The sequence below is a fragment of the Gilliamella sp. genome, from assembly GCF_024104075.1.
Taxonomy (GTDB): Bacteria; Pseudomonadota; Gammaproteobacteria; order Enterobacterales; family Orbaceae; genus Gilliamella; species Gilliamella bombi.
Window position 1 is genome coordinate 51,213 of the sequence record NZ_JAGGHR010000011.1, and the last position, 12,218, is coordinate 63,430.

10 protein-coding genes are annotated in these 12,218 nt (G+C 29.7%); 8 read left to right on the top strand and 2 right to left on the bottom strand.

Annotation, left to right across the window (positions count from 1 at the left end; genetic code table 11):
* Window positions 1-38 precede the first annotated feature (38 nt).
* From msbA (J6569_RS04980) to J6569_RS04995, 4 genes are all read left to right on the top strand, one after another.
* Window positions 39-1,775, top strand: coding sequence for a lipid A export permease/ATP-binding protein MsbA (msbA, locus tag J6569_RS04980; protein WP_085165032.1), 1,737 nt, complete (start codon window positions 39-41; stop codon window positions 1,773-1,775).
* A 45-nt stretch (window positions 1,776-1,820) separates the two neighbouring features.
* Window positions 1,821-3,569, top strand: coding sequence for a lipid A ABC transporter ATP-binding protein/permease MsbA (gene msbA, locus J6569_RS04985; protein WP_085165054.1), 1,749 nt, complete (start codon window positions 1,821-1,823; stop codon window positions 3,567-3,569).
* Window positions 3,570-3,733: 164 nt separating this feature from the next.
* Window positions 3,734-4,711 carry a glycosyltransferase family 8 protein gene (locus J6569_RS04990; RefSeq protein WP_296317915.1) on the top strand — a complete coding sequence of 326 codons (978 nt, stop codon included), beginning with the start codon at window positions 3,734-3,736 and terminating at the stop codon, window positions 4,709-4,711.
* Complete coding sequence (locus tag J6569_RS04995) at window positions 4,695-5,621, top strand: hypothetical protein (protein WP_085165028.1); 927 nt, start codon at window positions 4,695-4,697, stop codon at window positions 5,619-5,621. The genes J6569_RS04990 and J6569_RS04995 overlap by 17 nt, the downstream gene beginning before the upstream one ends.
* Window positions 5,622-5,686: 65 nt before the next feature.
* Here the strand turns inward: J6569_RS04995 and J6569_RS05000 are convergent, their stop codons facing one another.
* Window positions 5,687-6,772 carry a glycosyltransferase family 9 protein gene (locus J6569_RS05000; protein WP_296301363.1) on the bottom strand — a complete coding sequence of 362 codons (1,086 nt, stop codon included), beginning with the start codon at window positions 6,770-6,772 and terminating at the stop codon, window positions 5,687-5,689.
* Window positions 6,773-6,952: 180 nt separating this feature from the next.
* Between J6569_RS05000 and rfaD the strand changes: the two genes are divergently transcribed.
* The 3 genes from rfaD to tsaB all read left to right on the top strand — a co-directional run bounded on the left by rfaD (window position 6,953) and on the right by tsaB (window position 10,962).
* Window positions 6,953-7,879, top strand: coding sequence for an ADP-glyceromanno-heptose 6-epimerase (gene rfaD / locus J6569_RS05005; RefSeq protein WP_085165024.1), 927 nt, complete (start codon window positions 6,953-6,955; stop codon window positions 7,877-7,879).
* 469 nt (window positions 7,880-8,348) lie between these two features.
* Complete coding sequence (locus tag J6569_RS05010) at window positions 8,349-10,259, top strand: ATP-dependent DNA helicase (RefSeq protein WP_296317916.1); 1,911 nt, start codon at window positions 8,349-8,351, stop codon at window positions 10,257-10,259.
* A 22-nt stretch (window positions 10,260-10,281) separates the two neighbouring features.
* Window positions 10,282-10,962, top strand: coding sequence for a tRNA (adenosine(37)-N6)-threonylcarbamoyltransferase complex dimerization subunit type 1 TsaB (gene tsaB, locus J6569_RS05015; protein ID WP_174799110.1), 681 nt, complete (start codon window positions 10,282-10,284; stop codon window positions 10,960-10,962).
* A 60-nt stretch (window positions 10,963-11,022) separates the two neighbouring features.
* On the opposite strand, the gene J6569_RS05020 is transcribed toward tsaB, so the two are convergent.
* Window positions 11,023-11,289: a GrxA family glutaredoxin gene (locus J6569_RS05020; RefSeq protein ID WP_034912061.1), complete on the bottom strand. Its 267-nt coding sequence runs from the start codon at window positions 11,287-11,289 to the stop codon at window positions 11,023-11,025.
* A 286-nt stretch (window positions 11,290-11,575) separates the two neighbouring features.
* On the opposite strand from J6569_RS05020, the gene J6569_RS05025 reads away from it, so the two are divergent.
* On the top strand, window positions 11,576-11,863 hold the full coding sequence (locus tag J6569_RS05025) for a hypothetical protein (protein ID WP_296317918.1): 288 nt from the start codon (window positions 11,576-11,578) through the stop codon (window positions 11,861-11,863).
* The last annotated feature ends 355 nt before the right edge of the window (window positions 11,864-12,218 follow it).

Sequence of the window (12,218 nt, forward strand, 5' to 3'; positions counted from 1 at the left end):
TATAATATATCTTATTTTAGAAATTATTAGTTAACTTTATGTCGGATAAATACACTACTTGGAAAACACTAGGATTGCTGTGGCCTTTTGTTGCACCATATAAAAAAGCATTAATTGTTGCAATATTTGGTTTATTATTAAATGCGGCTACGGATGCTACTCTCATTTCCCTTACTAAACCACTATTAGATCATGGATTAATGGATAAAAATTATTCTCTTTTAATGATAATAGCTTTATCTATTATAGGCCTAATTGGGTTGAGAGGGCTTTCTAATTATGCTTCAACATATTGTCTTTCTTGGTTATCTGGTAAAGTAGTGACTAAGTTTAGGCAGTTGATTTTCAACCATCTAGTTAGAAGTCCGGTCAGTTTTCATGATAAAAGTTCTGTCGGCGATCTTGTTTCTATTATTACATTTAACACACAGCTATTATCTAAAGCCTCTTCTGATGCTTTAATAATATTAGTCCGTGAAATTACATATGCTGTTGGTTTATGTTGTGTTATGTTTTATGGTAGTTGGAAATTAGCATTAGTATTATTCATCATAGTTCCCCTAATCATTTTTATTGCACAATTTATTGCTAAAAAATTTAGAGAAACAATAAAATCTATGCAAAAAGGTATGGGAGAGATAACTACTGCAGCTGATGAAATGTTAAATGGTCATAAAGAAGTTTTAATTTTTAATGCAAAAGATTATGAAAAAATCAATTTTGGATATATAACAGACACTGTTCGAAAAGGAGTTTTAAAAATAGAATTAGTATCAAGATTATCGACGCCTATCATTCAGTTAATTGCAACTCTTGGATTGGGATTCATATTATATCTTGTTGCGAGTGAAAGCTTAGATATTACACCAGGATCATTTACTGTTGTGTTTTCGGCAATGGTAGCTGTTATGCGTCCACTTCGGGAACTTACTAGCCTACATGTTGAATTACAAAAAGGTGCAATTGCTTGTGAGTCCTTATTTGGCATTTTAAATGCTCCGTTGGAAGAAGATAATGGTACTATAGTAAAAGAAAAAGTAAAAGGAAGTATTGAATTTAAAAATGTTACTTATACTTATCCTACACGAAACACACCTTCGCTTAATGATATTAGTTTTAGAATCAAAGAAGGAGAAACAGTGGCATTGGTTGGTCGATCAGGAGCAGGGAAATCAACAATTGCAAGTTTAATTCCTAGGTTTTATGATGTTTCACAAGGAGAAATTCTTTTGGATTCTATTAATATTAAGAATTATAAGTTAAAATCGTTACGAGAGCAGATCGGTTATGTATCTCAGCGCGTACATTTATTTAATGGTAGTATTGCTGATAATATTGTTTATGGTGAAAAAGGTTTACATTCTCGAGAAGCTATAATAAAAGCAGCTAAATTAGCTAATGCACTAGAATTTATTGATAAATTACAGGATGGTATAGATACTGAAATTGGCGATAATGGTGTTTTATTATCTGGTGGGCAAAGGCAAAGAATTGCGATAGCTAGAGTTCTCCTACGTAATAATCCAATATTAATTTTAGATGAAGCTACTTCTGCTTTAGATAATGAATCTGAAAGATTGGTTCAAGATGCTATTGAAATATTACAAAAAAATCGTACTTCTATTATAATCGCCCATCGTTTATCGACAATAAAAAAAGTTGATCGAATTATTGTTATTAATGATGGAAAAATTGTTGAAGATGGTAATCATGAATCGCTTATAGCCCAAAAAGGACTTTATTCGCAAATGTATAAAATGCAATTTAATTCTTAACATTATTAATTTATTTATAAAAATATGACTAAAAATAATTTAAAAATTCACAACGATATAGATAAAGATTCATCTACGTGGAATACTTTTTTGAAGTTGTGGCCATATGTTGTTGAACATAAACTAATTTTATTTCTATCTGTTATATTACTTTTTTTAAGTGCATTTGCTGATACTTCTTTAATTGCAATTTTAAAGCCTTTACTGGATAGAGGCTTTAGTGATGGTGATAAGAATTTCTTATTAATAGCACCAGTATATATTTTTGGTTTAGTGTTGTTACGTGGTCTTGCTAATTATGGCTATTCTGTTTTTCTTTCATTGATCTCAGGTAAAGTCGTGATGAGAATTAGACAAAGACTTTTTAATCATTTTGTTGATTCGCCTGTAAGTTATTATGATCAAAATTCCAATGGACGATTATTATCGCGCATAACTTATGATACAGATCAAGTCGCATCATCGTCATCTGATGCATTAATAGTTATTATTCGGGAATCAGCATTTATTTGTGGTCTATTTTATACCATGTTTTACAATAGTTGGCAGTTATCTTTATCTCTTATTATTATTACTCCTATTGTAATAGCTTTAATTACTTTTATTTCAATAAAGTTTCGTCAATTAGCTAAAAATATGCAAAACTCTATGGGTGATGTTACTATGTCAGTGGAACAAATGTTGAAAGGTCATAGAGAAATAATTGTATTTGGTGCTCAAAATGAAGAATCAAAAAATTTCGAAAAAATAAGCAATAAATTTCGTCGAGATAGTATGCGGTTAGTTTCTATTTCTGCCTTATCAACACCTATTGTTCAATTAGTGATTTCTTTTGCTATAGCTTTTGTTTTGCTAACTGCAAGCAATCCTGATTTAAATATTACGCCTGGAGAGTTTACTGTTGTTTTTTCATCATTAGTAGCACTTATGCAACCTATCAAAAGCTTAACAAGTGTCAATGCAAGCTTTCAAAAAGGTATGGCTGCTTGTCAAACATTATTTGCTATATTGGATCAACCTATAGAAAAAGATAATGGAAAAATAAATATTGAACGCGTAAAAGGAAATATTGAGTTCAAGCATGTGAATTTTTCTTATGAAACTAGGCAGCAACTAGCGATACAAGATATTAATTTTTCAGTAGCAGCGGGAAGAACTATTGCTTTTGTTGGTCGTTCAGGTTCTGGAAAAACAACCATCACGAGTTTACTCACACGTTTTTATGATATTACGGAAGGTGAAATATTGATAGATGGATGTAATATTAAAGATCTAACTTTGTTTTGCTTGAGAAATCAGATTGGTTTAGTATCTCAAAATGTTTATCTTTTCAATGATACTATTGCTAATAATATAGCATATGGTCGCGTTGGTTACTATTCGCGATCTCAGATAGAAGAGGCATCAAAGAAAGCTTTTGCTTATGATTTTATCATGAAATTTGAAAATGGATTTGACACAAAAATCGGAGAAAGTGGTGTACTATTATCGGGAGGACAACGGCAACGTATTGCAATTGCAAGGGCATTATTACGTGATAGTCCAATTTTAATATTAGATGAAGCAACATCAGCACTAGATACCGAATCAGAACGAGCTATTCAGACAGCACTAGATGAATTAAAAAAAGGTAGAACTTCTTTAGTCATTGCTCATCGGTTATCGACTATTGAAAATGCTGATGAAATTTTAGTGCTTGATAATGGACATATTGTTGAACAAGGTAATCATAAGACATTGTTAAATAAAAAAGGGATATATTATAATTTATACACTGGAAAGCAATTTAAATAGTCTAATTATAGTGGTTTCCTATCATACAAAATTAACATTTTATTAACTTTCTTAATCTAGAAAAGGGTATGGTAATTATATTGTTAGGTGGAAAATAATAATTTTAGTATGCCCAAATAAAGATATTATCGGTAGCAAATGAATGATGGTGGAAATAAACTTAAATGAATGATAAAAAAGATAGCATTAATATTGCTTTTTGCTCTGATAGAAACTATTTGAAGTACGTAGCTATAGCTATTCAATCAATTTATTTTAATAATTTGAATAACTCTTTAAAATTCCATGTTTTTCTTTATGATGTTTCACAAGAAGATATAGATAAATTGAATAGAATGTATTTAAATATTAGCGTTTATTCTATACCTGAGGGTTTTTTAGATAAGTATGATAATGAGTATGCTATAAAGCATTTAAACCGTTCAATGTATATTCGACTTTTGGTTCCTAGATTACTAAAAGAAAAGGTTGATAAGTTAATTTATTTAGATGCTGATATACTCTGTTTTAAAGATATTTCAGCTATTAATAATATTAATATAGATAATGTTGTTTGCGCTGCTAGTGTTGACTCCTTAAATAAAGAAAATATAAAAAACAATGTTCAACGTTTAAATTTATCTACGAGCAATTATTTTAATTCGGGATTTTTATATATAAATGTAAAAAAATGGAATGATTTTCATACTGAAGAAAAAATTAATAACATTCTATTAGAGCATAGGAAACAGTTACTTTATCCCGATCAAGATGCTCTTAACATAGTATTGCAGAACAATGTATTAATCATTGATCATGATTGGAATTATTTATTTACTTGGATTTCAGAGAAAGACCAAAATAAATTTTTGAAAACCGAAAAAAAAATACCTTATTTTATTCATTTTACAGGAGCAAGAAAACCTTGGTACCTAGAACATTTAGGTATGGCTCAAGATTGGTATGTTTTTTATAAACATTTTACTTCATGGAGATCTTGCCCGCTTGAAAGTTATAAAGATAAAATGAGAATTTCTGATTATAGAATATATGCCAAAAGATTTTTAAAACAAGGTCGTGTATTTGAGACTATAAAATATGCATTTTTATATTTAAAGTTAAAATTAAAAAATAATATTAATGATAATGAAATTAAAAGATGAATTTTTCAAATTAATATATAGGCTAGCTCATTCAAAACGTTATAAACATAATCGAAAGCGTTGGCCATATATAAAAATTTCTCGTGGAGAGTGTGGGCAGATTGTGGATTTTTCCTACAAAGGAAGGAAAGTACCCATAGTTGATCTTAAATCGTTAGAAAATTCTTATAGAGGTAAACTGATTATTATAGCCTCTGGTCCCTCGATTAATCAAATAACATTTAAGCACTCTCAATTGATTTCTACTCTTGGTGTTAATGGTTCATACTGTCTAAAAGACAAAGTTAACTTTAATTTGTATGTTATAACGGATATTCATTTTTTTTCTCAGCGTTCAGATATAGTTAAAAAAATTATATCTAATAAAAAACTTTTATTATTTTTACAAGTTGATGGATTAGTAAAAATAATAAATTTATTTGGATACAAATCTATTCTTTGTAAAATAGCATTGATAGAAGATGCATTTAAACTTACTTATGAACCTTTGAGAACATTATCTGAAATAGAAAATGATCCTCAAAGAAATAAAAGCATTTATTTTTATAACAATAAAAATAAAGAGCATGAACCATTGGCTTTTGAAACCAATATAGCTCATGGTGTATTTCCTGCCAAAACTGTGGTTTATTGGACCCTTCAAATTGCTATATACTTAGGCTTTAAACAACTATATTTGGCTGGAGTTGATTTAAATAATTTTCATTTACCAAGATTTTACGAAACACCAGATAATATTACTTACTCACAGTTAGCATTGGATTTTGAAAAAAACATACTTCCAGCTTTTGAACATGCTAGTGAGGTTATGAAAAAATTAAATGTAGAAGTTAAAAATATGTCTTTAGATAGTGCACTTGATTCTCATATATTTGAGAAAAAATCTTATGATGAAATTTTTAATTTCTAAATTATTTTTATATCCTAAAGTTTGTTTAATTATTTAATAAGTTGTTATTATTATCGATTTCATTTTTATGTAGTGAGATATTTATTAATATATTGTTGTAAAATATTTATGTCTAAATTTTTAGCCGTATCTCCAGGAGCAATGATCTGTATAGCTTTATCATAATTTGGTTTATATACATTGTTATTTTCATATCTAGGATCAAAAATATCAACTTCAGAGCTATAAATACTAATTAGAGGCTTATTGAATGCATTTGAAAGATGAACAATTGATGTATCAACTGAAATGACAAAATTACAATGTTTTACAAGCGAAACAGCATAAAAGAAATGATCTAATGAATTTATTAAAACATTGGGAGATTGGCATAATTTATTTATTTTATCAGGTAAACCTACAACTATAGTTATTAAATTTGGATAATTTGATAATAAATTGAGTATATTTTGAACTTGCTTTTCAGAAAAACTTCTACGTTCAGAGGAAGCATAAGGAGTAAAGATACAGATTTTTTTATTTTGATAGTTAGATAAGATTCTTTCTACTTGCAAATCATATTTGTTAGGATAATAAAGGTCATATTTATATTCCTTTTCTTTAACTTCAATATTTATATGTCTAAGAATGTAGATAAATCTTTTGCTAAAATGAGAGCTATAGTCAGAATAATTTATAATTGAATCATATATCCGGTACGTTTTAGGGTAGTTAAAACCTATAGTGTGTTTTGGTTTTATTTTTTTTATTACTTTAAATACCCAATTTGAGTAACTTGTTTTATTATTTGGGTCAATAAAAAGATCGCATTCTAAATATTTCAATATCTGTGTTTGTCTCTTCGTTAAAGGTTTATCAAGACAAATAACCTTATCTATATTAGGATTATTTTCAAATAGAAAAGCATTTTTTGTTATTGTCAAAATCGTAACTTGGTAGCCTTGAGATTTTAAAATCTTTGGTAAACCAGATATAATAATTGCATCACCTAGTCCATTTTTACAGGCTTGAATAGTAATCTTATTTATTTTTGATAGATCTAATTTAGTTTTTTTTATCTTAAAAGACAAGATTAAAAGTTTTACTTCTTTAGTGAAGTAATTTCTTTTTCTATTAAGTTTACGGATAATATTAATAAAATTTTCTAGCATTTCTCTATACAAATAAGTTATTTTAATATTATTTATTGTACCAAACTTTATTTCTATAAAAAATTATATAAGTAAATTTGTTTTTGAATAATTATAACAATTACTCATAATATTTTAATTAGTTTTAATTTAAGAATTCGAATATAATTATTTGGTTATTAATTGAGAAGGATAATTACTATGATTGTTGTAACTGGCGGAGCAGGATTTATAGGAAGTAATATTGTAAAAGGTTTGAATACTAAAGGGTATAAAGATATTCTTGTTGTTGATGATTTAACTGATGGGACAAAATTCTCTAACCTAGTTGGTTTAGATATTGCTGATTATATGGATAAAGATGAATTTCTTTCGGTAATTTTATCAAATCAAGATTTGGGTATTGACGTTATTTTTCATCAAGGGGCATGTTCCTCAACTACTGAATGGAATGGTAAATTTATGATGGAAAATAACTATCAGTATTCTAAAGATCTATTGCATTATTGCTTAGATTTTGAGATTCCATTTTTATATGCTTCATCTGCAGCAACATATGGAGGACGTAGCGATAATTTTATCGAAGATAAAGCTTATGAAAAACCACTAAATATTTATGGATATTCTAAATTCTTATTTGATCAATATGTGAGAGAAATCTTGCCAAAAACTAACTTACAAGTATGTGGCTTTCGTTATTTTAATGTTTATGGTCCTCATGAAACACATAAAGGTAGTATGGCTAGTGTAGCATTTCATTTAAATGAACAATTTCATAAGGGAGAAAAACTCAAATTATTTGCTGGTAGCGATGTATTTAAACGTGACTTTATTTATGTTGAAGATGTGGTTGATGTTAATTTATGGTTTTGGGAAAATAAAATCTCAGGAATTTATAATTGTGGAACAGGTAAAGCAGAATCATTTCAAAGTGTTGCTGATTCTGTTCTTAGTTATTATCAAAACGGTGAAATTGAATATATTCCATTTCCAGAACATTTAGAAGGTCGTTATCAGCGTTTTACACAAGCAGATATGACTAAATTCCGAGAATCTGGTTGTCCAATTAAATTTAAAACTGTTACCGAAGGAACAATAGAATATATGAAATGGTTAAATAATAAATAGAGATTTAGCTATTTCTATATTTATTTTATAATTATTTTTGGTTAGTTATTTAACATCCCTTATGATTTTTATTGACATTTAATTCAAAGAGTTGGGGATGTATTGTATAATTCAATTTTTAAAACTTGTTTACTATATATTAGGGTTGTCGATCTTTTGTAAGCATATATTAATTAATAATACATTTCTAGCCTGATAACTATAAATGCTAGCGATAATGTGCAGGCATAATTTCTTTTGCTCTCATGAAATAATTTGATACTTTTGCAAAATTCCTATATGTCTTTTTTCAACAATTATTGATATAGTATGCATATTATTTAAATTTTAAGTTGCTAAATTTTGTTATATAGAGTTCTTTTCAATGTAGAATAAACAGTTATACGTTCATAACGTTGTACTCATCCTTAAATATCTTTTCTAATTTTTGTCGATATTTTAAACTTATTTCTTATTAGGTATATTTTAAGTGATTGATGATTTTTCTGAAAATGGTTTATTGGCTAAAGCTATTGATGGATTTGTGGCAAGAGAGCCACAACGAAACATGGCAAGTAAAGTCTCAGAGTCAATAAATAAGCAACAGCCTCTTGTTGTTGAGGCTGGAACTGGAACAGGTAAAACATTCGCTTATTTAGTACCCGCTTTACGTAGTGAAAAGAAAGTAATACTTTCCACGGGGTCCAAGAATCTACAAGATCAACTTTTTAGTAAAGATCTGCCTATTATCAAAAAAGCATTAAATTACACTGGCAAAATATCTCTTCTTAAAGGTAGATCGAATTATCTTTGTTTAGAACGATTGTATAATCAATATGCAGCTGCAGGAGATCTTGATAAAGATTTACGTGTTGATTTAGTTCGTGTCAAAAATTGGTCAATTAAAAGCAAAGATGGAGATATTAGCAAGTGTATAACTGTTACGGAAGAAAACCCAATTTGGCCAGTATTGACCAGTACAAACGAAAGCTGTCTTGGAAGTGACTGCGAACATTATAATGATTGTTATGTTGTTAAGGCTCGTAAGCGTGCTTTAAATGCGGATATTGTGGTTGTTAATCACCATCTATTTTTAGCCGATGTTGTGGTAAAAGATACAGGTTTTGGTGAGCTTATTCCTAAGGCTGATGTAATGATTTTTGACGAAGCCCATCAGTTACCAGATCTGGCTTGTCACTATTTTGGACAACAGTTAACTAGTCGTCAGCTACTAGAACTTGCAAAAGAGATAACGCTTAGCTATCGTACTGAAGTAAAAGATATGTCTCAGCTACAGCAGTGTGCAGATAAATTGCAAAAAAGTGTTCAAGATTTGCGTATTGCAATTAATCAGCAACCACCTAAAGGTAATTTGCGAGTGTTATTCAAACAGCAAGCAATAAAAAAAGAGTTATCTTATCTTTATGATGCATTAGATTTTTGTCGTGAGGTTTTAATGTTGGCAATAGGGCGATCTACAGCATTAGATAACTGCTTTGAACGAGTAAATCAATACATCAGCTTATTAAAAAAATTAAGTGAAACATATGTAACTGGATTTAGTTATTGGTATGAATGTATTTATAATCATTTTGTTTTTGCGATAACGCCATTATCAGTGGCCGATAAATTTTCTGAACTATTAGCAGAACGTAAAGGTAGTTGGATTTTTACCTCGGCAACCTTGTCTGTTGATAATAAATTAGATTATTTTACTAAGCGCCTTGGTCTTACAAATGCCGAGTCCCTTATTTTAGAAAGCCCATTTGATTATTTAAATCAAACTGTCATGTGTGTTCCGCGTTATATTCCTTCTCCTAATGAACAAGGTAATGCTGAAAAATTGGTCGATATATTATTGCCAGTTATTGAAGCAAACAATGGACGTTGTTTCTTCCTATGTACTTCTTATGCCATGATGAATGCTTTAGCAAAACAGTTTAAAGAACTCACCAAATTACCAGTATTAGTACAAGGTGAAACAAGCAAAGTAAAATTACTTGAGCAATTTATACATAGCGGAAACGCCTTATTAATTGCTACCAGTAGTTTTTGGGAAGGTATTGATGTTCGGGGCGATACCTTATCTTGTGTTATTATAGATAAATTACCATTTACATCTCCAGACGATCCTTTAATAAAAGCTCGTATGGAAGATTGCCAAATGCAAGGTGGAGATGCATTTAATGATGTGCAATTACCTGAAGCTGTTATTACCTTAAAACAAGGTGTAGGTCGATTAATTCGCCATCATAATGACCGCGGAGCAATTATTATTTGTGACAATCGCTTGGTTATGAGACCTTACGGTGCAACATTTATTAATAGTTTGCCTCCATCGCCAAGAACACGAGATGTAAATAAAGTTATTAATTTTTTATTATCTAAAACTAACTTATAAAATTAAATATTTTGGAAAAGAAATGAGTACTATCTTAGCTATTGATACCTCAACAGAAGCATGTTCGGTAGCTTTACTTTACCGTAATGAAATCACTCATGATTTCATCATATCAGCACGCGATCATACTAAACAAATATTACCAATGGTGGATAAGCTTCTTGCACTATCAGATTGTTCACTAGCTCAAGTTGATGCCATAGCCTTTGGACAAGGACCTGGTAGTTTTACTGGCGTTAGAATTGGCATTGGTGTTGCACAAGGTTTAGCATTAGGCATTGACAAACCAATGATAGGAGTTTCAACGTTGATGACCTTGGCTCAAGGTGTATATCGAACACAAAAAGCCACAAAAGTCATTGCTACAATTGATGCCAGAATGGGTGAAGTCTATTTAGGACAATACTCTTACAGCAATAATCAATGGCAAACAGTTATTTCAGAATGTGTTATTGCACCTGAAAAAGTAATAGAAAAAGTGGAAAATATAGGTAATGATAGTTATTGTGCTGGCACTGGTTGGCAAACTTATCCAGATATGATTAAAGGAATAAGACAGAGTGATATCTTATTACCTCACGCACAGGATCTAGTCGTTCTTGCTAAGAATAAATGGTTAAAGAATGAAGTAGTTAATGTTGAGCAAGTAGAACCAACTTATTTACGTAACGAGGTAACTTGGAAAAAACTACCAGGTCGTTAATAACAAGTAAATATTAAAAAGCCACCAAATGGTGGCTTGAATTTAATACACTCGTTTACATTATTCTTTAAATAAACCTAAATGCTCTTTTGCATAAGCTTCAAAATCAGTACAACCACCGATTGGTTTTTCATCAATAAAGATTTGAGGTACTGTTTCAACAGGTTTACCAACACTTTTAGACAGATCCTCTTTAGTAATGCCTTCTGCGTTAATATCAACATAACGATAAGAAAAATCATCACGCTCTTGAGAAAGTTTTTCAGCTAGTTCTTTAGCTCGAACACAATAAGGGCAACCTTGACGCCCAAAAATTACAGTATACATTTTCACCTCGAATAAGTTTTTTACATATAAATACTATACGTTACTTTAAATTAAAGAAAAGTTGTTAAATATAGTTGATTAAATAGATTATATCTATTAATGATGAAATTGAAAAGCTAACGTGGCTACAAGACTTTACAAAAAGTTGGGGAAAGAAGTTTATTGTAAAATAGTCTAGCATCAAAACCAGCTTAATCTTACTATCACAATTGGCTATAGTTAGTTCAGCTAATGCAATACTAAAAGCGACTTCAAGTCTGGTCATTGCTAGGAATGCCAGCAAGTGGTGGCATTATCGAGTGCAGATAAACATGGTTGTACTGTCAACGGTGTTTTTTATAGTGAGGTGAGTGGTACTATAAAATCTAGTGAAGTGAACGGATTTGATGGTAATTTAACGCTTAATGATTTTAAAGTGGTAACTTATACATCAAACAATTTAGATAGGATTGAGAATTATAATAATATAGATAATGCTGATCCACAGCATCCGTTTAAAGTTGAATCGACTTATTATTGGTGGTATGACAATAGCGGAAGACGCATAACTGATGATGATAAGAAAAAATTATAGGTTGTGACAGCGGCATTTCAATGCATTAAAACTTACCATAAAAACCAATGTATGTAGCATCAATACCTTACCAATTCTATAAACAGAGGAAAAGTTAACCACACATACAGTGGTTCGATTGGTTAAGGATTTTTATATGCTTAACAAAACTTTACAAAAAAGTAGGTGAAAAATGAAATTTTTATTCTAAAATAAAGTTGAATTATTATACATTATAGTTCCATTTTGGAATTACCAAAAATGATGTTAATTGTTTATTTTATAATAATAAATCAATAAAAATAAGTATGAGGAATAATAAAGTTATGATAAAATATGGACTTAATCGGGCATCGGGCATCGGGCATCGGGCATC

Bases quoted from the DNA above. Each gene is read 5' to 3' on its own strand.
- msbA (WP_085165032.1), top strand. From the start codon at position 39: ATGTCGGATAAATACACTACTTGGAAAACACTAGGATTGCTGTGGCCT.
- J6569_RS04990 (WP_296317915.1), top strand. From the start codon at position 3,734: ATGAATGATAAAAAAGATAGCATTAATATTGCTTTTTGCTCTGATAGA.
- J6569_RS04995 (WP_085165028.1), top strand. From the start codon at position 4,695: ATGAAATTAAAAGATGAATTTTTCAAATTAATATATAGGCTAGCTCAT.
- J6569_RS05000 (WP_296301363.1), bottom strand. From the start codon at position 6,772: ATGCTAGAAAATTTTATTAATATTATCCGTAAACTTAATAGAAAAAGA.
- rfaD (WP_085165024.1), top strand. From the start codon at position 6,953: ATGATTGTTGTAACTGGCGGAGCAGGATTTATAGGAAGTAATATTGTA.
- tsaB (WP_174799110.1), top strand. From the start codon at position 10,282: ATGAGTACTATCTTAGCTATTGATACCTCAACAGAAGCATGTTCGGTA.
- J6569_RS05020 (WP_034912061.1), bottom strand. From the start codon at position 11,289: ATGTATACTGTAATTTTTGGGCGTCAAGGTTGCCCTTATTGTGTTCGA.